Raw genomic sequence first — 23,391 nt, 5'->3', positions numbered from 1 at the left:
TTTAAATTTGTTTTTCATGCAATAAAATCAACCAAAAATTAATAAAATCAAAATCATGAGTATCATTATTCAAGTACATGCAAGACAAATATTGGATTCACGCGGAAATCCTACAGTTGAAGTAGATGTTGTTACTGAAAACGGAGTGCTGGGAAGAGCAGCAGTGCCTTCAGGAGCCTCTACAGGAGAACATGAAGCGGTAGAGCTTCGCGACGGTGGTAAGGCTTATATGGGCAAAGGCGTATCTAAAGCGGTAGAAAATGTAAATACTACTATTGCCGGCGAGATAATAGGAACATCAGTATTTGAGCAAAATGCTATAGACAAAATGATGATTGAGCTTGACGGTACTGCTAACAAGTCTAACCTTGGTGCAAATGCTATATTAGGCGTATCGCTTGCTGTGGCAAAAGCTGCCGCTAATGAGTTGGGCATGCCATTATACAGATATGTGGGCGGCGTTTCGGCTAACACGCTTCCTGTACCAATGATGAATATCATCAACGGAGGCTCGCATTCAGATGCACCTATCGCTTTTCAGGAATTTATGATTATGCCTGTAAAAGCAGAAAGCTTTACGCATGCTATGCAAATAGGCACAGAGGTTTTTCATAACCTTAAAAAAGTATTGCATGACCGCAACCTGAGTACGGCAGTAGGCGATGAAGGCGGTTTTGCACCAAACCTTGCAGGTGGTACAGAAGATGCGCTGGATACTATTAAAAAAGCCGTTGAAAATGCAGGATATAAATTTGGCGACGAAGTTAAGATTGCTCTTGACTGTGCTTCGGCTGAGTTTTATGTAGATGGTAAATATGACTATACTAAATTTGAAGGCGATAAAGGTGTGGTAAGAACATCTAAAGAACAAGCAGAATACCTTGCCGAGCTTACTACTAAATACCCTATTGTTTCTATAGAAGACGGTATGGATGAGAATGACTGGGAGGGATGGAAATACCTAACGGAACTTGTAGGCAATAAAATACAACTTGTGGGTGATGATTTATTTGTTACCAATGTAGAGCGTTTAAGCAAAGGTATTGCTAACGGTATTGCTAACTCGATATTGATTAAAGTAAACCAAATAGGTACACTTACTGAGACTATTGCAGCTGTAAACATGGCACACAATGCAGGTTACACCTCAGTAATGTCGCACCGTTCAGGCGAAACGGAAGATAACACGATTGCTGACCTTGCTGTGGCACTTAACTGCGGACAGATTAAAACAGGTTCGGCTTCACGTAGCGACCGTATGGCAAAATACAACCAGTTATTACGAATTGAAGAAGAACTTGCTGATGTGGCTTACTTTCCCGGCGAAAACGCTTTTAAAGTAAAATAATCATTTAAGTTTTACACTATATGACCAACACCTGCCTTATAGGCAGGTGTTTTTTTATGAAATGATATCAAATTCTAAATCATATACTTCAAATTCTAATCGATGTATTGTTAATTGCGTAGAAATGATAATTTTGTTTGGTTATAATTTTCCCTTTATGAAATTAGTAAAAAATCTTTATCTGTTTATTCTTTTTGCTGCGGCTATTACGCCTGCTTTTTCGCAGCAAAAAGTACTGGACAGTCTTTTCGCAGCACAGCAAAATGCAAAAAGCGATAAGGAGCGGGTAGCGTTGCTTAATGCAATTGCATCTGAATACATAGAGAATGATCCTGAAAAAATGATGGAGTATGCCCGAAAGGCATTAACATTAGCACAAAAAAAAGAACTTAGAGAACAAGAGGCGGACTCGTGGCTTAATATAGGTAATGCCAATATTATGATGAGCCGTTATACCGATGCGCTCATCAGTTTTAGTAACTCTCAGGATATATTGGAAAAACTTTTGACTGAAAAAGAGGTTGCCAATGAAGATGATATAAAAAGTGCATTGGCAAGGGCTTATGGCAGTATTGGAATTGTATGCTCGGAGCAGAATAATTATGCGGGGGCACTCAAATATTATTTTAAGGCGTTAAAAATATATCAGGATACAAAGCAGGAAGATATTGTAGCGCGCCTGTACAACAATATAGGCATTGTATATAAAACCCATAAAGAATATGATAAAGCCCTCGATTATTTTAGAAAAGCCCTCGAAGTACAAAAAAAAATAGGCGATAACACATCGGCTATTACCATAACTAATATTGGTAATATATACCTGGCACAAGATAAAAATGACAGAGCATTACAATCGTATAACGAAGCATTATCTATCTTCCAAGAGCATGAAAACAAAAGAGGAGAGGGCGAGTTGTATAACAACTTAGGTAATTATTACAATAAAACAGGCGATACTGCCAAAGCGGAAAAAAGTTATAAAAAAGCATTAGAAATATTTGACAGCGTTGGCGAAAAATATGGAACATCGGCATCATTAGCATTTTTAGGTACTATATATGCAAAGCAGGGAGAGAGTAACGAAGCGTTAGATTATTTAAAACGTTCCTCAGTTATGGCTGAGGAGATTGGTGTGCTGGAGCAGGTAAAGGATTCGGAAAAAAGCATTAGCGAACTATATGAAGAAAAGGGCAATTATAAAGAAGCACTTATACATTATAAAAAATATTCGGTTGCTAAGGATAGTATTAACAATGCCGAGAATATAAAAAACATGGTGCGCGAGGAGATGAACTATGAGATGGAGCGCAAGGAAGCATTACAAAAAACGGAAGCCGAAAAGAGAGAAGCGATATACAAGGAACAAAATAAAAGATACCGCCAGCAGATGCTGTTTATAGGGGTATTGGCGGTACTGTTATTCGGGCTTGCATTTGTAGTATATAACAGGCTACAACTTAAAAAGACACTTACGCTACAGCGTGACCTTGCCGAATATGAGCAAAAGGCTTTACACCTGCAAATGAACCCGCACTTTGTGTTTAACTGCTTGGGTTCTATTTCCAGTTTTATAGTGCAAAACGGGACAGATTCGGCTATAAAGTATTTATCAAAATTCAGTAAGCTGATGCGGCTTACACTGGAGTATTCAAAAGAATCCCTGATACCCATTGACAGCGAAATAGAAGGTTTACAAAATTACCTCGAGTTGGAGCAGCTTCGTTTTAACCAGATGTTTGACTTTTCTATTACAAAAGACCCCAATATAGAAGATGATATGGCAATACCGCCCTTATTATTGCAACCTTTTGTAGAAAATGCCATCATACACGGTATAGTGCCTAAAAAAGAGAAAGGAAGTATTACAATAGATTTTGCATTGGTAAATGATAAATTAGTATGCACAGTTATAGATGACGGTATTGGATTTTCAAAATCGAAAGAATTGAAAGAAAACTCAGTAACCGTACATAAGTCGATGGCTCTGGAAATAACCCGTAAGCGACTTGAGGTGATACAGGCATTTACATCCAAAACATCGCAAGTAGAAATAAAAGAGCTGTTTAACGACGAGGGAGTGCCTGCGGGAACTAAAATAATTTTAAATTTACCTATACAATACGCATCTAACAGATTATGATAAAAGCATTATTAATAGACGATGACAGTAACCTGAGGAACGGGATGAAAGGCTTATTGGGGATGTATGCCCCCGATATAAATATACTTGGGGAGGTAGATAGTGTAAAGGCAGGCATAAACGCTATAGAATACCATCAGCCTAATGTTATATTTCTGGATATACAGCTTGGCGACGGTACAGGGTTTGACATTCTGGAACAGTTGATGCAAAAGCGGGGCAGTATTAATGCCCATGTAGTTTTTATAACCGCCCACGAGCAGTATGCCGTAAAAGCATTCCGCTTTAGTGCGCTCGACTACCTGTTAAAACCGGTTGATCCTGAAGATTTACGTATGGTAATTGAAAAGATAAAAAAAGTACTGAATGATAATGAGAGCTTTGCCCATATTGACTTGTTATTAGAAAATATACGGAAAAAGGTCGATAAGTTTAAGCGTATTGCACTCTCTACAGCCGAAGGAATACACCTTTTTGAAGTGAGCGATATTATTCGTTTAGAATCGCAGGATAACTATACCAAGTTTTATATAAAAGATAATAAGCCGGTATTGATATCCAAAACACTTAAAGAATATGAAGATTTGCTCTCGGAGCAGGGGTTTGAGCGGATACACCAGTCGCATCTTATAAATTTGGCATACCTGAAATCGTATATTAAAAAAGACGGCGGTTATGCCGTGATGGCAGATAACAGCCACCTGCCCATATCGCAACGTAAAAAAGAGCGTTTGCAGGAGCTGTTACGAACACTATAGAACAATAATTTAAAACCGATTGAAAAAATAAATTGCTTATATTTAGACAGATACCATACATAAAATTAAATAGTTATGAAAAGAAAACTACTCCTCATAATACTCCTCATTGCTTCGGGTATTGCCAAGGCACAGATAATAAATATACCCGATACCAATTTTAAAAATGCCTTGTTAATGTCATCGGGCATAGCTCAGGATAGCGAGGGTAATAGCATCGTTATTGATACAAATAATGATAATGAAATTCAGGAAACTGAGGCTTTACAGGTAATAGGGCTCGATGTTTCCGCGCAGGATATAAATTCACTTACAGGAATTGAATATTTTACAAACCTGGAGCATTTATATTGTACATCTAATAATATATCGGTTCTGGATGTTTCGGCATTACCAGGTTTAACAACCTTGTCGTGCAGTAATAATGAAATAATCGACCTTGATATAACAGGGCTTGATAATTTAATCGAGATAGATTGTGCAAGCAATAATTTAACCGCTATCGATATATCAGATGCGGTTGCGCTTCAGTTTTTAAATTGTAACGAAAACCAGCTTTCTGCTCTTGACCTGAGCACAGTAAGTAATTTGGTAACTTTAGAATGTAACAACAATCTTTTAACCGAAATTGACTTTTCAGTAGTTCCTGATATTATTTATATTGACTGTAGCAATAACCAGATACCAAGTATAGACATATCGAGCCTTGAAAATCTTGAAGGACTAATATGTGCCTACAATTTACTTACAGCTTTGGATATTTCTGATGTAAATAATTTAAGTGGGCTTGATTGTGGGCACAATCAAATTTCCGCTTTAGATTTTTCGGCAACACCTAAAGTGCATGTGCTTGAATGCTCCTATAATTTATTAACAGAACTTGACCTTTCAGGGACTTTGGTGTATAGTCTTTCCTGTTCTCATAATAATATAGCCTCTATCAATCTGAAAAATGGTGTGGTACATAGTGATGTATCAGATTGGGATAATAGCTGGTCAGAGAATCCGCTTACTTATTTATGCGCTGATGAGGACGAACTTGAAATTATAAATGATTTGTTAGAGGTTAACAATTATACCGATATTAATGTAAATACATACTGTTCTTTTACTCCGGGAGGAGATTACAATACTATTACAGGGATTTTAACCTATGATTTAGATAATGATGGTTGCGATGTGACAGATCCGGCACACTCTTTCATAAAAATGAATGTTACCGATGGCACAAACAGCGAAACTGTTTTTACCGGCACTACAGGAAATTATAATTTTTATACAGGTGCAGGAGAGTTTACAGTAACACCCCAGTTTGAAAACAACTACTTTTCAGCATCACCTGCCAATATCACAGTTAATTTTCCTACTGCGGATAGCTCGATAGCTACAGAAGATTTTTGTATTACTTCTGATGGTGAGCATGCCGACATAGAAGTAGTTATGATTCCTGTAGGACCGGCACAACCAGGCATGGATGCCCTGTATAAAATTATTTATAAAAATAAAGGAAACACAGTACTGTCAGGAGGTGTGAGCTGCGAATGGAACGATGCTTTGTTGGAATTTGTGAGTATAAATCCTATGGCAGATGTAATAGGGGCAGGAACATACACGTGGTATTTTAATAACTTACAGCCTTTTGAAAACAGAGAGATATTGATGACGCTTAATGTAAATACTCCTACCGATATCCCCGCAGTAAATATTGGCGATGTATTGCCTTTTACTGCCGATGTAGTAATCGTTGGAGATGATGAAAACCCTGCGGATAACAATTTCCTATTAGACCAGGTTGTGGTGGGGTCTTATCCGTCCAACAGCATTACCTGCATACAGGGCGATACAGAACCTGCTGAAAATATAGGGGAATACCTGCATTATATAGTGAATTTTGCAAATACGGGTAACGCCACTGCTAACTCTGTTGTGGTAAGGCATGAGATTGATGAGTCGCAGTTTGAAATTGCCAGCCTTCAACTGCTCAACAGCTCACACGAAGTTTCGGCAAGAGTGGAAGAAAATATAATAGAATTTGTTTTTAATAATATCAATCTCTCTGTAGCCGACCATGGCAATATACTGTTTAAAGTAAAAAGCAAATCGAGCCTTATGGCTAATGATATGGTTACGAACAATGCCAATATTTATTTTGACTATAATGCTCCGATACAAACCAATGATGCCAATACTACATTTGAAGCATTAGCCGGTAGTGAGGTTGAGTTAGATAATACGATAGGATTATACCCTAATCCGTCCAAAGGTGTAGCTACAATAACAGCAAATACCACAATCCTGTCAATCCAAGTGTATGATATACAGGGCAGATTGTTACAGGTAAATACAGCTAATGATACAACTGCAAAACTGGATCTATCAGCACAACCCTCAGACTTGTATTTTGTGAAAATTACTACAGAAAAAGGAGTTAAAGTAGAGAAACTCATAAAGGAATAACATTAGTATATATTCCTGAAACAGAGTGAAAAATTAAAAAATTATCAAAAGTCAATGCATTACCGCATTGACTTTTGTTTTTTATCAGATATTTAACGATTTAAACAACCGGTTTTCTTCATTAATAAATTCTAATTTATTAAATTCGCAGGAATTAATATTTTCAACAATTAACACATCATAACCAACATGTCAAATATAGCTACATTGGAAATTGATGGCAAAAAATATGAGTTCCCGGTAGTTGTGGGGACTGAAAATGAGGTTGCCATTGATATTGATAAATTACGCGGCGAAACAGGCGCGATAACATTAGATCCCGGTTATAAAAATTCGGGCTCATGTAAAAGTGAGATTACTTTTCTTGATGGCGAAAAAGGTATTCTTAGATACAGAGGATATTCTATTGAAGACCTTGCAGGGAAGTCAAACTTTCTTGAAGTATCTTACCTGTTAATTTTTGGAGAGCTGCCTACGGCTGCCGAGCTTACAAAATTTGAAAACACAATACACAAATATACGCTTGTAAATGAGGAGATGAAAAACATCATCGATGGTTTTCCTAAAACGGCACACCCTATGGGAGTGCTTGCTTCGTTAACAAGTGCACTTACTGCATTTAACCCTAAATCGGTAGATGTAAATAACGAAAAAGAAATGTATGAGGCTGTATGTAAAACAATGGCTAAATTTTTAGTTATTGCTACATGGACATACAGAAAAGCAAAAGGATTCCCGCTTAATTATTATGACAATACTCAGGGGTATGTAGAAAACTTTATGCAACTGATGTTTGGTTTGCCAACAGAGCCTTACCAATCAAATCCTGTAGTTGTTGATGCTTTAGATAAATTATTTATCCTTCATGCCGACCACGAGCAAAATTGTTCTACATCTACAGTGCGCATAGTAGGTTCATCACATGCAGGCTTGTTTGCTTCTATCTCAGCAGGAGTTTCTGCACTTTGGGGACCATTACACGGCGGGGCTAACCAGGCTGTATTGGAGATGCTTGAAGAAATACAGAAAAATGGTGGCGATGCAGATAAATATCTTGCAAAAGCAAAAGATAAAGAAGATCCGTTCCGCCTTATGGGCTTCGGGCACAGAGTTTATAAAAACTTTGATCCAAGAGCCAAGATTATTAAGAAAGCAGCCGATGACGTACTGGCTTCATTGGGCGTAGATGACCCGATACTTACAATAGCTAAAAAACTTGAAGAATCTGCTCTTGAAGATGAATACTTCAAATCAAGAAGTCTTTATCCTAACGTAGATTTCTATTCAGGTATCATTTACAGAGCTATGGGTATCCCAACAGAAATGTTTACAGTACTTTTTGCTATCGGTCGCCTTCCGGGCTGGATTGCACAATGGAAAGAAATGCGTGTTAATAAAGAGCCTATTGGCAGACCAAGACAAATATATGTTGGAGAGCCACTAAGAGATTTTAAACCTGTTGATAAACGATAGTTATTAAACATAAAAGGTTAATTTATCCCGATTGCTTGTGCAATCGGGATTTTTTTTGAAAGGTTACTTTGTTTATTGTGTAAAAATAAATCAGTTTACACTATGCTGATTGATATATTTTTATGTTATAAACTAATAATGTTTGAATTGTATATTATTTAAGGGCATTTTCTATATTTGCTTAAAAGCTGAAAACGTATGTTACAACTAAACGTAAAGAACGAAACGTCTCGATTAAAGACGGTTATATTGGGTACTGCCGTGAGTAACGGACCTACACCCGAAGCGTATGAAGCGTACGACCCTAAGTCGTTAGAACACATTAAAGCAGGAACCTATCCTGTAGAGGCTGATATGGTAAAGGAGATGGAAGCATTTAACGATGTTTTCAAAAAATATGATGTTGAGGTATATCGTCCGGAAATTATAAAAGATTACAACCAGATATTCAGCAGGGATATAGGTTTTGTTATTGATGATATTTTTATAAAAGCCAACATATTGCCCGACAGAGAGCGCGAACTTGATGCGATACAGTATGTGATAGACAAAATGAATCCGGCCAAGGTATTGCGCCCGCCCGAAGAGGTGCATATTGAAGGAGGCGATGTAATGCTGTGGGACGACCATATTTTTATAGGTACATACAAAGGAAGCGATTATAAAGATTATATAACGGCACGCACTAACATGCAGGGAGTAAACTATATAAAAGAAATGTTCCCTCATAAAACAGTAAAGGAATTTGACCTTGTCAAATCACGTATTGAAGCCAGGGACAATGCCCTGCACTTAGACTGCTGTTTTCAGCCAGTAGGTAAAGATAAAGGCGTTATTTATAAAAGCGGATTCCGTGAAGAGGCAGATTATATGTATCTTGTAAACTTATTCGGTAAACAAAACCTTTTCCATATAGAGCGCGAGGAAATGTACAACATGACATCCAATTTCTTTTCGATAGATACTGATGTGGTAGTGATAGAAAAGAATTTTACGAGATTAAAAAACTGGCTTTTAGAACGTGGTTTTACAGTAGAAGAAGTGACTTATGCCGAAATAGCAAAACAGGAAGGGCTACTACGCTGCTCAACATTACCATTAATAAGAGAATAATTACTATATTTAATTAAGAATGAAACAAACTACCAATACCATATTGATGATACGCCCTGTGGCATTCAGGATGAACGAGCAAACGGCGGTAAATAATTATTATCAAAAAGTTCTGGATAACCTTTTGCCTGATACTGTAAATGCCAAGGCACAGCAGGAGTTTGATGCTTTTGTAGAAAAACTAAGGGCAGTAGGAGTAAACGTTATTGTTGTTGACGATACGCTTAATCCTGATACTCCCGACTCGATATTCCCAAACAATTGGGTATCATTTCATGAAAATAATGATGTGGCTTTATACCCTATGTTTGCCGAAAACCGCAGGCATGAACGAAGAGAAGATATACTTGACCTGATAGAAGAAAAAGGTTTTGTTATTGATAATATTGTAGATTATACTTCGGCAGAAGAAGATGGTATTTTTTTAGAAGGCACAGGCAGTATAGTGTTGGACAGAGTGAGCCATAAAGCCTATTGTGCCCTGTCACCTCGTGCTGACGAAGAGTTGTTTATAGAATTTTGTGAAGATTTTGAATATACACCCATTATATTCGAAGCATTCCAAACAGTAAACGGCGAACGCAAACATATATATCATACCAATGTTATGATGTGCGTGGGAGATACCTTTGCCGTTATCTGTGCCGATTGTATAGATGATAAAAAAGAGCGTAAAATGGTACTTTCCAGTCTTAAAGACGATGGTAAGGAAATTATATTGCTTACGGAAGAACAGCTCAACCATTTTGCAGGCAATATGCTTCAGGTAACCGGAGCAAATGATAAAAGTTATCTGCTAATGAGTAACTCGGCACACCAAAGCCTTACACAAGACCAAATTGCCAAAATAGAGAACCATACAGAAATACTTTCGGCAAGCCTTGATATTATAGAAGCTTGCGGAGGCGGTAGTGCCCGCTGTATGATGGCAGAGGTGTTTTTGTCAAAAGAATAAATTATGCTTTCAAAGAAAACGAAATATGGGCTAAAGGCTCTAATCTACATTGCAAAGCAGGGTGGATTAGGGCCTGTGCTTATTTCTGATATTTCGGAGAAAGAAAATATCCCCAAAAAATTTCTTGAAACCATATTGCTCGACCTCAAAAAGTTTGGCATACTTGGATCTAAAAAGGGTAAAGGAGGGGGCTACTACCTTATGAAAGATCCTAAAACCATTAGTATGGCAACTCTGATACGGGTTCTTGACGGACCCATAGCCATGCTACCCTGTGTAAGTCTTAATTTTTACGAACCTTGCGATGATTGCCCTAATGAAAAAGCGTGTATTTTAAACCATTTTATGGCAGAAGTTCGCGATAATACACTTAATCTTTTGCAAAAAAAAACATTATACGACTTAATAATAGTGTAAAAAAATTTACGTTATTAGTCTATTAAATCGATAGACTAATAGTATATTTGAAAAAAAATAAAAGCAACCATTGTATGCTTGATTTATTAAAGACCAAAAATAGTATTTCGCTAAAGGACGACCCTAAAATATCTGCTCTCAAAGCGGTTACTTGGCGCATTGTCGGTACAATAGATACTATTGTAATATCATTTCTGTTAACGGGAAATGCAACTATTGCATTCTCTATAGGCGGTTTTGAAGTGTTTTCTAAAATGCTTCTCTATTTTATTCACGAACGCGCTTGGGCAAAAATAACAAGGAGACATGGAGGCGAGTAAGTTAAATTATTATAACAAGGCTATAGCAGATATGGCTCCGGCAGAAGCCATAACCTTTGTGTTAGATACCATTCAGGGTAAAAAAGTTTTTTCTACCTCTTTTGGGATAGAAGACCAGCTACTCACGCATTACATAATTCCTTATATAAATAAAGTTGAGGTTTTTACCCTCGATACAGGAAGGCAGTTTAATGAAACCTATGATGTATTTCAGAAAACCCTCGATAAATATCCGTCGCTTGCTATTAAAACCTATTATCCTGAAGAAACGGATGTACAGCAGTATGTAAACAACTATGGTATTAATGGTTTTTATGAAAGTGTCGAGAACAGGAAAAAATGTTGTCATATACGTAAAGTAAAACCATTGCAACGGGCTATAGCAGGAGTAAACCTATGGATAACGGGTTTGCGCGCAGAACAATCTGCCAATAGGGAAAGCATGCAGTTTTTAGAATGGGATGAAGCAAATCAGTTAATAAAATTTAACCCTTTACTGCATTATACGCTAAAAGAAGTAGAAACTGAGGTCGATTTATACAAAATACCCATAAACAGCCTTTACAAAAGAGGCTATTTAAGTATAGGCTGTGCGCCATGCACCCGCGCCCTTGCTGAAGGCGAAGATTTTAGAGCCGGACGCTGGTGGTGGGAAAACGGTAAAAAAGAATGTGGGCTGCACATTCATTCAAACAAAAATTATTAATAATGACAAATTATTTACAATCACACCTGCAAACACTTGAGGATGAAAGTATCTATATTATCCGCGAAGTAGTAGGACAATTCAGGAAACCGGTATTGCTTTTTTCAGGAGGAAAAGACTCTATAACATTAGCACGGTTGGCACAAAAAGCATTTTATCCTGCTAAAATTCCATTCCCTTTTTTACATATTGATACGGGGCATAATTTCCCTGAAACCATCGCCTACAGAGATAAGCTGGTAAACGAGCTGGGTGTTGAACTCATAGTGCGCTACGTGCAGGACAGCATAGACCAAAACAAGGTGCAGGAAGAAACAGGCAAACATGCCAGCCGGAATGCCCTGCAAACCGTAACACTACTTGATGCGATAGAGGAGTTTGGCTTTGATGCCTGCATGGGCGGTGCTCGACGTGATGAGGAAAAATCGAGAGCTAAAGAGCGTATTTTTTCTGTGCGGGACGATTTTGGGCAGTGGGATGCCAAAAAGCAACGCCCGGAATTGTTTAGCACACTTAACGGTAAAATACATTTTGGCGAAAACGTCCGTGCATTTCCCATAAGCAACTGGACAGAGGAGGATGTTTGGAACTATATAGCACAAGAACAGATAGGATTGCCTTCCATCTATTTTGCCCACAGGCGTAAACTGGTATATCGTGACGGGGCTTATCTCGCTTATTCAGCTTATTTAAACCTTGTAGAAACCGATGAGATTACTGAAACGACAGTACGGTTCAGAACGGTGGGAGACATGACCTGTACAGCAGCTTTTATTTCAGAGGCAGCAACAATAAATGAAATTATGCATGAAAACAAAGCCTCAAAATCTTCAGAGCGGGGAGCGCGTATTGATGATAAACGTTCGGAAGCAGCATTGGAAGAAAGAAAGAAAGGAGGCTATTTTTAATTATGGATTTATTACGAATAAACACAGCAGGCAGTGTAGATGACGGCAAGAGCACGCTGATAGGGCGTTTTCTTAATGACAGTAATGCACTTACTATAGAGCAGGAAGCACTGATAGCAAGGAAGACGAAAGAGAAAGGACTGGAAGATCTCGATTTTTCGGTAATAACCGATGGGCTTATTGCTGAGAGAGAGCAGGGCATTACCATTGATGTTGCCCACATCTACTTTTCTTCATCCGAGAGAAAATTTATAATAGCCGACAGTCCGGGGCATGTGGAATATACTCGCAATATGGTAACAGGAGCATCCAACTCCGAAGTTTCCATAATTCTTATCGATGCCCGTAAGGGATTACTGGAGCAAACCTACAGGCATTATTTTATAAGCAATCTGCTTCGGCTTAAAACCGTTGTTTTTTGCATTAACAAGATGGATATTGTTGATTATAGCGAAGATGTATTTTTAGCGATAGCAACTGATATTAATAAAATGACCGCGCAGTATAGCTATAAGCCAGATGTGTATATATTGCCTATTAGCTCACTTAAAGGCGATAATGTAGTTATACCCTCGGCAGCTATGAGTTGGTATAAAGGTAAAACGCTTTCGCAAATATTACATACCATCAAACCCGGAGGGCAGGGCAGTAAAAATTTACGTTTTGATGTGCAACAGGTAATTCATGTACAAAATAAAGAGTTTATCGATTACAGAGCTTATGCAGGAAAGGTAATAAGCGGTACCGTTTCAGTAGGCGACAGTATAACGATTTTGCCATCGGGCATAGTGAGTGAAGTGGTTGGTATAAGAAAATTTACCAATACACCGGCATCGGCAAGTGCAGGAGAGTCGATACAAATACAACTGAAAGATGATATTGACATTAGCAGAGGGATGATGCTGGTAAATAAAAAAGAAGAAACGCTACTATCTAAAAATATTACCGCCACGCTGGTATGGATGGATGAAAAGCCTGCCGTGCTTTCGGGTAAATATATACTACAGTCAGGTACACGCACAAGCCAGTGCAGGCTGGAGGCTATAAAAGGATTGATTTTACCTGAAAAGCCCGATGAGTTTCAGGATGCCGAATTTCTGGCATTAAATGATATTGCTAAAGTCCGGTTAAAAGTGGCTACTCCGCTGTTTTTGGATGCATTTGATTATAACAGGCTCAACGGGGCTTTTATATTGATTGATGCACTCACTAATACCACTGCAGCAGTGGGCTTTACAGAAGAATAAAGAATTTTTTTGTTGTATGATTAGTTTTGTTGCTGCTCTCAAAAGGGAGCAGCTTTTTTTAGTTGAAATCTATTGTTTGAAGTATGTTTACAATAGAACTGCTTATGTATTGTATTCCTATAGCAATAACAATAAAGCCGATAATTCTTGATATTGCCACAATTCCCGATGCGCCCAATATACGCGAAAGATAATGGGCACTGCGCATAGTAAAAAAAATAACAAATGCTACTGCCGCCATAGCAAGGCAGGCTATAACCTGGTCGGTTATACCGGTATATTCCTGATATAATGCTATAAGCAGCGATATAGAACCCGGCCCTGCCAACATGGGTATGGCAAGCGGGGAGAGGGCTATATCATTCCTGTTTTGAGCGTCATGCTCTACCTCCTTATTTATACCGCGTGTTTTGCTGAACTTACCGGTTAGAAGCGAAAATCCCGAATTAACAATTATAAAACCGCCCGCTATACGCAGTGCATCAATACTGATACCAAAAAATGCCAGTACATATTGCCCGATAAAGAAAGAGATGATAAGTATAATAAAAACATTTATGGCGGCCCATAATGATATTCGCGAACGCTCGGCTTTAGAGTCATGCTGTGTAAGCCCAACAAAAATAGGTACAGCCCCAAGCGGGTTGATAACCGAAAAAAGCGCCGCAAAAATGTATATGAATAACTCCATCAATATATATTTAGTATTGCAAAGATATTTATTTAGGTTTATAAATAACTTAACAGAATGCCTAATTGCAGTTCCCGCATTCATTAATAGTTAAAAAACCGATGTTTTTCTTGTATTAAGAATAAAAAAAGATTTTAATGTTTAAATATCTGATATAATTAAACATAATGTTAAAAAATTGATTAAATTTGTTAGGAAGATGGTTTAAAATGCAAGAGGTGTAAATAAAGCAACACATGATAACAAATATATCAATTAAATAATTCCTAAAATAATGTCTTATGAAGAAATTTGTTTTCCTTTTACCCCTGCTGCTATTATTTTCTTGCAACAAAACAACCCTCTTTACCAAAACCATTGATGATTTTGATAATAATCGTTGGCAAAAAAGCGAAGTAAAAACATTTGAGTTTGATATCAAAAAAGATGTTGAAAACGCGGATATTAAACTTATTTTTTCGCATACTTTCGACCCGCAATATGAAAGAGTACCTCTTGAACTTACAATACAAAGCCCTGATGGTGTAAAGGATAATATGTTTCTTAACTTACAGCTTAAAGACGGGTCGGGCAATTCAATATCTGACTGTGCAGGAGATATTTGCGACCTTGAGATGAATTTAAAAGAAGAAATGAAAATGTTGGCCGGTAAGTATATTATAACGGTAGAAAATAAGTTTGAAGGAGAGTACATTCCAAACGTGCTGGCACTTGGCATAATGGTTGAAAATGAGGATTAAATAGTTTTTAGTTTATATAATAAGGCAGCCTTTGGGCTGCTTTTTTTTATTAAGCTATTTACTTAATTATCTATATTAGTGCTATGAAACTTGTTTACTTTGTGCTTTGTATTTTGTTTTGTGCTTCGGGGGTGCATTCGCAAACCCTTTCGGGGTATGTATATGATGAGGAAGAAAACCTGCCGCTTCAGGGAGCCTTTGTTTATTTAGATGGCACTACACTCTCTGCCAGTACCGACTCTTTGGGCTATTTTAAAATTATTACCAAACAAAAGTTTAATACCGACCTTATAGTGCGTTACATAGGTTACAGTACTTTTAAAGTAACCAACCCTTACCAGTACACCGCACCGGTAAAAATACTGATGCGTCAAAATGCCCTTGAGCTAAAAGAGGTAGTAATAAATGGTAAAGGACCGTTTACCCGCAAGCAGATGCTTAAAGCTTTTCGGGAGAGCTTTTTGGGCAAAACCCGTGCAGGCAAATCATGTGAAATTATTAATGAAGAGGATATAGAGTTATATTATGACAGTAAGACATTTACACTACATGCCTCATCCCTAAAACCTTTACAAATAAAAAATCAATATTTAAAGTATAATATAATGTTTGATCTTGATGAATGTACAATTCAATACAGGCGAAAAACATTAGATGAGGTATATCAAAAAGGAATGTATTTTGTGGGAACAACTTCTTTTACGGATGTTTCTGAAAACACATCTGTTGATAAACACAGAAGAAAAACATATTATGGCTCTACACAACACCTTATGAAAACTATTGCTTCTAATGACTGGAAAGAGCAAAAATTTGCACTGTATGTAAACGGAGCTCCCGCCAGCCCCCATAACTATTTGAAAGTAACAGATACTTTAGGCTTAAAAAAAGTGGAAATGCAATTTAAATCTGAAAATATAAAGCCTTTAAATGTCAGGCTGTCAGGTATAAGTGAGGAGCAAATGCAGAAAATTCAGGAAGAATCCCAAAAAAAGAGAGATAACCTTCGGTTTGACATTCTTTATGACGATAAAGACCAATCGTATTTTAAATACAATACAGGTACTTTTTATATAGATTCCAACGGACAGTATTTTCCTATATCGGAATTGCAATTTGGTGGTTATATGGGAGATTTGAAAGCAGGCGATATGCTGCCCGCAGATTATAGATAGAAGTTCCCAAAGTGTTATTATTGCCTTAAATTGAAAAGATGTATCAATGGCTTTTAGTAAATTTGGTATGCAAAAATAAAGACTATGAGTACAATTAAAAAAACACTGGTAATAGGCGCATCCGTAAACCCTGAACGTTATGCTAACCGAGCCGTAAAAATGCTGCTGCAACATAATCATCCTGTAGTAGCTATTGGTAAGCAGGATGGTACTATTGACGGCGTTAAAATTGAGAAAGAAAAATTACCCTTTCAAGATATAGATACTGTAACCCTATATGTAAACCCTGTTCATCAAAAAGAGTATTACGACTACATCATAAGTTTGAAACCCAAACGTGTGGTTTTTAACCCCGGTACAGAAAACCCTGAATTTTATTCCTTATTAGAGCAACATAATATATCGGTAGATGTTGGCTGTACACTCGTTATGCTTACTACAAATCAGTACTAACTATAGGTGGTTGTTGCTTTTTGCTCACAAATAGCAATAGCATAAAAGTTATAAGCCCGTTTACAATGATAAGCTCATTATCAAAAACATAATTACCAAATATAACCGTTGAGTTCATACTTAGTAATAGTGTGAGCAGAGGTGACGCTATGCAAATAACGGGTACAAACTTATCGTGAACGGTTTTACTCTTCATTAATAATCCAAACGAATATAGCCCCAGTAACGGGCCATAGGTATAAGATGCTATTCTGAATATCATACTTACTACCGATGCATCATTTAGGGTATTAAATACTATTATTACCAAAAACATAAGTAACGAAAATGAGATATGCACCCAGTGTCGTGTGCGCACTATATTGGGCTTGGCAGAATTTACAGCTTTGTCCATACCCAAAAAATCGACACAAAAAGAAGTGGTAAGTGCCGTTAGTGCCGAGTCGGTGGTGGCAAAGGTAGCAGCAGTTAGCCCCAATAGGAATATTACAGCGGGAACAATAGTTAAATGATTAAAAGCTATTTCAGGAAATAACAAATCGGTTCTTGGGTTGCCCAAACTATCAGTAGGTACAGCAATACCATATTTATCGGCATATATATAAAGGAGTGCGCCTACCCCTAAAAAGAACAGGTTGATGATTACAAATATCCCTGTAAAGGAGAACATATTTTTTTGAGCTTCGCCAATGTTTTTACAGCTCAGGTTTTTCTGCATCAAGTCCTGGTCAAGCCCCACCATAGCAATGGTTACAAAAATACCGCCTAGTATTTGTTTAATAAAGTGATAACGGCTTCCTATAAAATCATCAAAGAAAAATATTTTAGAATAGTTACTTTCTTTCACCGTTTCAAAAGCTTCCGCAAAATTGAGATTAAGGCTTTCGCAAATAAAATAGATGGTAAACAGTACTGATGACACTAAAAAGAACGTTTGTAAAGTATCCGTAATAATAATGGTTTTTAGTCCGCCTTTATAAGTATATGCAAAAATGAGCAGTAACGATATAAGCACCGTTGCCCAAAAAGGAACTTTAAAAGCATCAAAAACATAGCGTTGCAGTACTATAACTACCAGATATAACCTGAATGCTGAGCCTATGGTACGGCTTATCAGGAATATCATGGCGGCGGTTTTGTAACTGTAAAAACCAAGCCTTTCCTCAATATACGTATATATAGAGGTGAGGTTAAGCCTGTAATATAAGGGTAAGAGTACTTTGGCAATAATAATAAAGCCTATGGCATTGCCCAGTACAAACTGGAAGTATTTAAACTGCTCGCCGTTGGGCGAACCTACCTCGCCGGGTACAGATATAAAGGTAACGCCTGATAGCGCAGTACCAATCATACCAAAAGCTACCAAATACCATTTCGAGTTTTTATTAGCTTTAAAAAAAGCATCGTTTCCGCCATCCTTACCGCTAACCAGTCTTGATATTATAATCAGTAATCCAAAATAAGCAATAATAATAGCAAGTATAGTTTCCGGTGTCATAGAGGATAGTTTGAACACAAAGCAACTAAAAATTTTTGCAAAAAACTATACTTGTATTATTTTGGATGCTTAAAATGGGTTACTGCCCGCACTTTACTACCTTTGCCGTATTATGGAAATGTCTTCAAAATTACTGGAAAAAGCGGTAGCCGAAATATCACAACTACCCGGTATAGGCAAGCGCACCGCGCTAAGGCTTGCTTTGCACCTGCTGAAACAGCCCCCTGAACAATCGCAGCACTTGGCTGAAGCCCTGAAAAAAATGAGGGAGGAAATTAAGTTTTGCAATCAATGCCACAACATATCCGATAATGATGTTTGCGAGTTGTGTGCTAACCCGCTACGCGACAAGTCCATTATTTGCGTGGTTGAGGATGTAAGGGATGTAATGGCTATAGAGAATACAGGACTTTTTAAAGGGCAATATCATGTGCTGGGCGGTAAAATATCCCCTATAGACGGAGTAGGACCAAGCCAGCTTACTATCAATTCATTAGTAAATAAAGTTAAAGAGGGTGGTGTTAAAGAACTTATTTTTGCATTAAGCTCTACCATGGAGGGCGATACTACCAATTTTTATATTTACAAACAGATAAAGGATTATAATGTTATAACCTCTGCTATAGCAAGAGGTATTGCCGTAGGCGATGAACTTGAATTTGCCGATGAGGTAACTTTGGGCAGGAGTATTATACAAAGAGTACCTTATGAAAATTCGTTCAGGAATAATTAGAAAGACTTAAAAAATTAATATATTTTTTCTTGTTAAATACTTGTGAAATAAATGTTATTTGTAATAGTTTAAAATGACTGATATTATTCATATAAATAATATTATGTTAAAATATAAGTACATATATTTGTGGCTTAAATTTGTGGTAAATGTAAATTTTAACACTAATGATGGATAAAAAAATCCTTATAACCGGAGGAGCAGGATTTATAGGTTCTAACTTATGTGATTATTTTTTTAAGTAAAAATTATAAGGTAGTTTGCTTAGATAATTTTGCTACCGGGTACAGGAAAAAAATTATAAAGTGTTGAACAGGTTGTGGGATGATGTTAGGGAAAGAATAAAGTAATTAATTTTTAATTGATTGAATTGTAGTTGATTAATGAGTGTAGCTGTAATAGGATTAGGATATGTAGGGTTGCCATTAGCAAGGTTGTTTGCAACAAAATATCCTGTAGTAGGATTTGATATTAATCAACACAGGGTTGACGAATTAAACTCTGGTGTAGATAGCACACTTGAAGTGGAGAACGATCTTTTAAAATCAGTATTAGTTGATACTCCTTCTCAAGAAATAGGCTTGTATTGCACTACAAATTTGGATGACATAAAAGATTGCAGCTATTACATAGTTACTGTTCCTACTCCTGTAGATAAAAATAACAAACCTGATCTTACTCATTTGTATAAGTCGAGCGAGACAGTAGGTAAAGTCCTTAAAAAAGGAGATATTGTTATTTATGAATCTACAGTATATCCAGGAGCTACCGAAGAAGAGTGTATTCCTGTACTGGAGCAAGTCAGCGGTCTTAAATTTAATGAAGATTTCTTTGCAGGGTACTCTCCTGAAAGGGTAAATCCAGGTGATAAAGAGCATACTGTAGAAAAAATACTTAAAGTTACTTCAGGGTCTACTACCGAAATAGGAGAGAAGGTAAATGATTTGTATAAATCGGTAATTGCAGCAGGTACACACCTAGCTCCTACTATTAAAGTTGCTGAAGCAGCTAAAGTAATTGAAAACTCACAGCGGGATATTAATATTGCTTTTGTAAACGAGTTAGCTAAAATATTCAATTGTATGGGTATCGATACTCATGCTGTTCTTGAAGCCGCGGGTACTAAGTGGAATTTTCTTCCTTTTAAACCGGGATTAGTAGGAGGTCACTGTATAGGTGTAGATCCGTACTACCTTGCGCATAAAGCTCAGGAAATAGGCTATCATCCGGAAATAATTCTTGCAGGCAGAAGATTGAATGACAGTATGAGTGAATATGTTGCCTCTCAGGTTGTAAAGCAAATGATTAAAAAAGGAGTTATAGTAAACGGCTCGAGCCTTTTAATGTTAGGTATAACATTTAAAGAAAACTGCCCTGACGTTCGTAATACCAAAATTGCAGATGTCATTAAAGCTCTTAAAGATTATGGTATTACTGTTACTATATTTGATCCTTGGGCAAATAGTTCTGAAGTTGAAAATGAGTACGGTTTAACAATAGTAAACACAATGCCAAGTGATAAGTTTGATGTAATAGTGCTTGGTGTATCACATAAAGAGTTTGCAGCAATGGATCTTAGTGTTGTAAAAAAAGAAAATAGTGTAGTATATGATGTTAAAGGTATTTTAGGAACTGTCGCAGATTACAGGTTATAATACAATAGCGTTTAAATAAATATATAAAAAAATGAAGATAAAAAATATTTGTTGCATTGGAGCAGGATATGTAGGAGGACCTACAATGGCTGTTATAGCTCATAAATGTCCTGATATTAAAGTTACTATTGTAGATCTTAATGCACAGCGTATAGCTGACTGGAATGATGAAAATACAGAAAATTTACCTGTATATGAGCCAGGACTTGATAAGATTGTACTATCTGCAAGAGGTAGAAATCTTTTCTTTTCTACCGATGTTGAAAAGGCTATAGACGAAGCGGAAATGATATTTATATCTGTAAATACACCTACAAAAACCTATGGTTTGGGTAAGGGTATGGCTGCCGATCTTAAATATATAGAACTTTGTGCAAGGCAAATTGCCGCTGTATCAAAAAACAATAAAATTGTAGTAGAAAAATCGACCTTACCGGTAAGAACTGCCGAAGCGATTAAAAATATATTAGATAATACAGGAAATGGAGTAGAGTTTCAAATACTGTCTAACCCTGAATTTTTAGCAGAGGGTACTGCTATTGATGATTTATTAAACCCTGACCGAGTTTTGATAGGTGGAGGTACCGATACAAAAGGTCAAGAAGCGATAGAAGCACTTGTAGAAGTATATGCTAACTGGATACCTAAGGAGAGAATACTTACTACCAATGTATGGTCATCCGAATTGTCAAAACTAACTGCAAATGCATTCTTAGCACAGCGTGTATCATCTATAAATGCAATGTCTGAGTTATGCGAAAAAACAGGAGCAGATGTAAGCGAGGTGGCACGCGCCATAGGCATGGACAGTCGTATAGGGTCTAAATTTTTAAAGGCATCTGTAGGTTTTGGTGGCTCTTGTTTCCAAAAAGATATACTTAATTTGGTTTATATTGCTAAGTCTTATGGTCTTAATGAAGTTGCTGATTACTGGGAACAAGTAATTATAATGAACGACCACCAGAAAAGGCGTTTTGCAGCAAATATTATAAAAACGCTTTACAATACTGTTTCAGGTAAAAAAATAGCTTTTCTGGGCTGGGCATTCAAAAAAGACACTAATGATACTCGTGAATCGGCAGCCATATATGTTGCCGACGATTTATTGTTCGAGCAGGCTAATATTGCCGTATATGACCCTAAAGTGGAAGAACATACCATATTTAGAGATCTTGATTATTTGGCAACAAGAAAACCGGAGGAAAATAAAGAAGGTGTTACTGTTTTTGAAGATCCGTATGAAGCCTGCCGTGATGCTCATGCCATAGCCATTTTAACAGAGTGGGATGAGTTTAAACAGTATGATTGGGATAGAATATATCATAACATGAAAAAACCCGCCTTTGTTTTTGACGGCAGGAATGTTCTTGATGTTGAAGAGATGAGAAGCAAAGGTTTTGTTTTTAGTTCTATAGGTAAGTAGGCAAAGATACATTTGATAAAAAATATTTATTTTTTATCAAAAAAACAAATATGAAGTTTAGAATAAGAACAACATACATAGTTTAATTATTATAATTATGAAAATATTAGTAACCGGTGCAGCGGGTTTTATAGGGTATCATCTTTCTGAAAAACTATTATCACTAGGTCATACTGTAGTTGGGTTAGATAATATTAATGACTACTATGATGTTAACCTGAAACTTGCAAGGCTAAAACAACTGGGTATAGAACAAGTAGAATATAATGTATTGCTTTCGGGTAGTATTCATAATGATAAATTTAAATTTATAAAGCTAAATCTGGAAGACAGAGAGGCTATAAATAAACTTTTTGAGAAAGAGCAATTTGATAGTATATGTAACTTAGCAGCCCAGGCAGGAGTGCGTTACAGTATCGAAAATCCACATGCCTATATTGAAAGTAACATAGTAGGCTTTATAAATATTCTTGAAGCCTGTCGTAATTATAATGTAAAAAAAATCGTATATGCAAGTAGCTCCAGTGTTTACGGTTTAAATGATAAGATTCCTTTCTCTACCGATGATAATGTAGATAATCCGGTGAGTCTTTATGCAGCTACCAAGAAAAGTAATGAGCTTATGGCACATACCTACAGCCATCTGTTCGGTATAAAAACCATAGGGCTTCGTTTCTTTACGGTATATGGTCCGTGGGGCAGGCCTGATATGGCTATGTTCCTGTTTACAGATGCTGTTTTTAACGATAAACCGATAAATGTATTTAATAAAGGCAATTTATCGCGCGATTTTACCTATATTGATGATATTGTTGAAGGAGTTATTGCAACGTTGCTTCAGGAAAACGACCCAAATGCACCGTTATACGAGTTATACAACATAGGCAACAGCCAGCCTGTTAAGTTAATGGATTTTATTTCTGAAATAGAGAAAGTTACAGGTAAAACAGCAGCCAAAAACTATTTGCCAATGCAGCCGGGTGATGTTGAAAAAACATGGGCAGATACCAGTGGTCTTGAAAAAACCTTTAATTATAAGCCTTCTACAGGTATAGATGTAGGGGTTAAGGAATTTGTAAATTGGTATAGAGCATACTATAATATATAAAAGTCATAATTATAGAAATGACTTATATAGTAATAGTATATATAGGGTTTTATATAGGTGAATAAAAAAT

Annotated in this window: 21 protein-coding genes and 1 pseudogene; 20 read left to right on the top strand and 2 right to left on the bottom strand. The window is 36.8% G+C overall.

Features of this window, described 5'->3' with window-relative positions; translation table 11 throughout:
• The first annotated feature begins 55 nt into the window (after positions 1-55).
• The 12 genes from eno (at position 56) to E0W68_RS00755 (ending at position 13,845) form a co-directional block, all read left to right on the top strand.
• Positions 56-1,348, top strand: coding sequence for a phosphopyruvate hydratase (gene eno / locus E0W68_RS00810; protein ID WP_135217510.1), 1,293 nt, complete (start codon positions 56-58; stop codon positions 1,346-1,348).
• Positions 1,349-1,505: 157 nt separating this feature from the next.
• Positions 1,506-3,491: a tetratricopeptide repeat-containing sensor histidine kinase gene (locus tag E0W68_RS00805; protein ID WP_162845782.1), complete on the top strand. Its 1,986-nt coding sequence runs from the start codon at positions 1,506-1,508 to the stop codon at positions 3,489-3,491.
• Positions 3,488-4,249: a LytR/AlgR family response regulator transcription factor gene (locus E0W68_RS00800; protein WP_135217508.1), complete on the top strand. Its 762-nt coding sequence runs from the start codon at positions 3,488-3,490 to the stop codon at positions 4,247-4,249. The genes E0W68_RS00805 and E0W68_RS00800 overlap by 4 nt, the downstream gene beginning before the upstream one ends.
• A gap of 75 nt (positions 4,250-4,324) precedes the next feature.
• On the top strand, positions 4,325-6,706 hold the full coding sequence (locus E0W68_RS00795; protein ID WP_135217507.1) for a DUF7619 domain-containing protein: 2,382 nt from the start codon (positions 4,325-4,327) through the stop codon (positions 6,704-6,706).
• 189 nt (positions 6,707-6,895) lie between these two features.
• Positions 6,896-8,179: a citrate synthase gene (locus E0W68_RS00790; protein ID WP_135217506.1), complete on the top strand. Its 1,284-nt coding sequence runs from the start codon at positions 6,896-6,898 to the stop codon at positions 8,177-8,179.
• Positions 8,180-8,377: 198 nt separating this feature from the next.
• A complete protein-coding gene (locus tag E0W68_RS00785; RefSeq protein ID WP_135217505.1) occupies positions 8,378-9,292 on the top strand; it encodes a dimethylarginine dimethylaminohydrolase family protein in 915 nt (304 codons plus the stop codon).
• 19 nt (positions 9,293-9,311) lie between these two features.
• Positions 9,312-10,247: a citrulline utilization hydrolase CtlX gene (gene ctlX / locus E0W68_RS00780; protein ID WP_135217504.1), complete on the top strand. Its 936-nt coding sequence runs from the start codon at positions 9,312-9,314 to the stop codon at positions 10,245-10,247.
• Positions 10,248-10,250: 3 nt separating this feature from the next.
• Positions 10,251-10,664: an RrF2 family transcriptional regulator gene (locus E0W68_RS00775; RefSeq protein WP_135217503.1), complete on the top strand. Its 414-nt coding sequence runs from the start codon at positions 10,251-10,253 to the stop codon at positions 10,662-10,664.
• Positions 10,665-10,738: 74 nt separating this feature from the next.
• Positions 10,739-10,984 (top strand): DUF2061 domain-containing protein, encoded by a 246-nt coding sequence (locus E0W68_RS00770; protein WP_135217502.1) that lies wholly within the window; start codon positions 10,739-10,741, stop codon positions 10,982-10,984.
• Positions 10,971-11,690 carry a phosphoadenylyl-sulfate reductase gene (locus tag E0W68_RS00765; protein WP_135217501.1) on the top strand — a complete coding sequence of 240 codons (720 nt, stop codon included), beginning with the start codon at positions 10,971-10,973 and terminating at the stop codon, positions 11,688-11,690. Before E0W68_RS00770 ends, E0W68_RS00765 begins: the two co-directional genes overlap by 14 nt.
• A 2-nt stretch (positions 11,691-11,692) precedes the next feature.
• The gene (gene cysD / locus E0W68_RS00760) at positions 11,693-12,598 is read left to right on the top strand and encodes a sulfate adenylyltransferase subunit CysD (protein WP_135217500.1); all 906 of its coding nucleotides are present in this window, start codon (positions 11,693-11,695) and stop codon (positions 12,596-12,598) included.
• Between the two features lie 2 nt (positions 12,599-12,600).
• Complete coding sequence (locus tag E0W68_RS00755) at positions 12,601-13,845, top strand: sulfate adenylyltransferase subunit 1 (protein WP_135217499.1); 1,245 nt, start codon at positions 12,601-12,603, stop codon at positions 13,843-13,845.
• Between the two features lie 58 nt (positions 13,846-13,903).
• Here the strand turns inward: E0W68_RS00755 and E0W68_RS00750 are convergent, their stop codons facing one another.
• On the bottom strand, positions 13,904-14,536 hold the full coding sequence (locus E0W68_RS00750; protein ID WP_135217498.1) for a MarC family NAAT transporter: 633 nt from the start codon (positions 14,534-14,536) through the stop codon (positions 13,904-13,906).
• Positions 14,537-14,817: 281 nt separating this feature from the next.
• Here E0W68_RS00750 and E0W68_RS00745 point away from each other — a divergent pair, with 281 nt between their 5' ends.
• From E0W68_RS00745 to E0W68_RS00735, 3 genes are all read left to right on the top strand, one after another.
• Positions 14,818-15,276 carry a gliding motility lipoprotein GldH family protein gene (locus E0W68_RS00745; RefSeq protein WP_135217497.1) on the top strand — a complete coding sequence of 153 codons (459 nt, stop codon included), beginning with the start codon at positions 14,818-14,820 and terminating at the stop codon, positions 15,274-15,276.
• 83 nt (positions 15,277-15,359) lie between these two features.
• Complete coding sequence (locus tag E0W68_RS00740) at positions 15,360-16,451, top strand: carboxypeptidase-like regulatory domain-containing protein (RefSeq protein ID WP_135217496.1); 1,092 nt, start codon at positions 15,360-15,362, stop codon at positions 16,449-16,451.
• An 84-nt stretch (positions 16,452-16,535) separates the two neighbouring features.
• A complete protein-coding gene (locus E0W68_RS00735; protein ID WP_135217495.1) occupies positions 16,536-16,904 on the top strand; it encodes a CoA-binding protein in 369 nt (122 codons plus the stop codon).
• Here E0W68_RS00735 and E0W68_RS00730 read toward each other — a convergent pair.
• Positions 16,888-18,402: a sodium:solute symporter gene (locus tag E0W68_RS00730; protein ID WP_135217494.1), complete on the bottom strand. Its 1,515-nt coding sequence runs from the start codon at positions 18,400-18,402 to the stop codon at positions 16,888-16,890. The two genes, E0W68_RS00735 and E0W68_RS00730, sit on opposite strands and share 17 nt — an antisense overlap.
• A gap of 112 nt (positions 18,403-18,514) precedes the next feature.
• Here E0W68_RS00730 and recR point away from each other — a divergent pair, with 112 nt between their 5' ends.
• The 5 genes and pseudogenes from recR (at position 18,515) to E0W68_RS00705 (ending at position 23,321) form a co-directional block, all read left to right on the top strand.
• Positions 18,515-19,135, top strand: a complete 621-nt coding sequence (gene recR / locus E0W68_RS00725) for a recombination mediator RecR (RefSeq protein WP_135217493.1) — start codon at positions 18,515-18,517, stop codon at positions 19,133-19,135.
• A 170-nt stretch (positions 19,136-19,305) separates the two neighbouring features.
• Positions 19,306-19,435: pseudogene (locus E0W68_RS13895) on the top strand (NAD-dependent epimerase/dehydratase family protein); the annotation flags it as partial.
• An 83-nt stretch (positions 19,436-19,518) separates the two neighbouring features.
• Positions 19,519-20,790 carry a nucleotide sugar dehydrogenase gene (locus E0W68_RS00715; RefSeq protein WP_135217492.1) on the top strand — a complete coding sequence of 424 codons (1,272 nt, stop codon included), beginning with the start codon at positions 19,519-19,521 and terminating at the stop codon, positions 20,788-20,790.
• Between the two features lie 31 nt (positions 20,791-20,821).
• Positions 20,822-22,213 carry a UDP-glucose 6-dehydrogenase gene (locus E0W68_RS00710; RefSeq protein WP_135217491.1) on the top strand — a complete coding sequence of 464 codons (1,392 nt, stop codon included), beginning with the start codon at positions 20,822-20,824 and terminating at the stop codon, positions 22,211-22,213.
• A 97-nt stretch (positions 22,214-22,310) separates the two neighbouring features.
• The gene (locus E0W68_RS00705; protein WP_135217490.1) at positions 22,311-23,321 is read left to right on the top strand and encodes an NAD-dependent epimerase; all 1,011 of its coding nucleotides are present in this window, start codon (positions 22,311-22,313) and stop codon (positions 23,319-23,321) included.
• Positions 23,322-23,391 lie beyond the last annotated feature (70 nt).

The organism is Flavobacterium salilacus subsp. salilacus (assembly GCF_004634195.1).
GTDB classification, from domain to species: domain Bacteria; phylum Bacteroidota; class Bacteroidia; order Flavobacteriales; family Flavobacteriaceae; genus Flavobacterium; species Flavobacterium salilacus.
This window is presented reverse-complemented; position numbering and strand designations above follow the sequence as displayed.

Excerpts from the sequence above, each read along its gene's own strand:
- eno (WP_135217510.1), top strand. The coding sequence starts at position 56 with ATGAGTATCATTATTCAAGTACATGCAAGACAAATATTGGATTCACGC.
- E0W68_RS00805 (WP_162845782.1), top strand. The coding sequence starts at position 1,506 with ATGAAATTAGTAAAAAATCTTTATCTGTTTATTCTTTTTGCTGCGGCT.
- E0W68_RS00800 (WP_135217508.1), top strand. The coding sequence starts at position 3,488 with ATGATAAAAGCATTATTAATAGACGATGACAGTAACCTGAGGAACGGG.
- E0W68_RS00795 (WP_135217507.1), top strand. The coding sequence starts at position 4,325 with ATGAAAAGAAAACTACTCCTCATAATACTCCTCATTGCTTCGGGTATT.
- E0W68_RS00790 (WP_135217506.1), top strand. The coding sequence starts at position 6,896 with ATGTCAAATATAGCTACATTGGAAATTGATGGCAAAAAATATGAGTTC.
- E0W68_RS00785 (WP_135217505.1), top strand. The coding sequence starts at position 8,378 with ATGTTACAACTAAACGTAAAGAACGAAACGTCTCGATTAAAGACGGTT.
- ctlX (WP_135217504.1), top strand. The coding sequence starts at position 9,312 with ATGAAACAAACTACCAATACCATATTGATGATACGCCCTGTGGCATTC.
- E0W68_RS00775 (WP_135217503.1), top strand. The coding sequence starts at position 10,251 with ATGCTTTCAAAGAAAACGAAATATGGGCTAAAGGCTCTAATCTACATT.
- E0W68_RS00770 (WP_135217502.1), top strand. The coding sequence starts at position 10,739 with ATGCTTGATTTATTAAAGACCAAAAATAGTATTTCGCTAAAGGACGAC.
- E0W68_RS00765 (WP_135217501.1), top strand. The coding sequence starts at position 10,971 with ATGGAGGCGAGTAAGTTAAATTATTATAACAAGGCTATAGCAGATATG.
- cysD (WP_135217500.1), top strand. The coding sequence starts at position 11,693 with ATGACAAATTATTTACAATCACACCTGCAAACACTTGAGGATGAAAGT.
- E0W68_RS00755 (WP_135217499.1), top strand. The coding sequence starts at position 12,601 with ATGGATTTATTACGAATAAACACAGCAGGCAGTGTAGATGACGGCAAG.
- E0W68_RS00750 (WP_135217498.1), bottom strand. The coding sequence starts at position 14,536 with ATGGAGTTATTCATATACATTTTTGCGGCGCTTTTTTCGGTTATCAAC.
- E0W68_RS00745 (WP_135217497.1), top strand. The coding sequence starts at position 14,818 with ATGAAGAAATTTGTTTTCCTTTTACCCCTGCTGCTATTATTTTCTTGC.
- E0W68_RS00740 (WP_135217496.1), top strand. The coding sequence starts at position 15,360 with ATGAAACTTGTTTACTTTGTGCTTTGTATTTTGTTTTGTGCTTCGGGG.
- E0W68_RS00735 (WP_135217495.1), top strand. The coding sequence starts at position 16,536 with ATGAGTACAATTAAAAAAACACTGGTAATAGGCGCATCCGTAAACCCT.
- E0W68_RS00730 (WP_135217494.1), bottom strand. The coding sequence starts at position 18,402 with ATGACACCGGAAACTATACTTGCTATTATTATTGCTTATTTTGGATTA.
- recR (WP_135217493.1), top strand. The coding sequence starts at position 18,515 with ATGGAAATGTCTTCAAAATTACTGGAAAAAGCGGTAGCCGAAATATCA.
- E0W68_RS00715 (WP_135217492.1), top strand. The coding sequence starts at position 19,519 with ATGAGTGTAGCTGTAATAGGATTAGGATATGTAGGGTTGCCATTAGCA.
- E0W68_RS00710 (WP_135217491.1), top strand. The coding sequence starts at position 20,822 with ATGAAGATAAAAAATATTTGTTGCATTGGAGCAGGATATGTAGGAGGA.
- E0W68_RS00705 (WP_135217490.1), top strand. The coding sequence starts at position 22,311 with ATGAAAATATTAGTAACCGGTGCAGCGGGTTTTATAGGGTATCATCTT.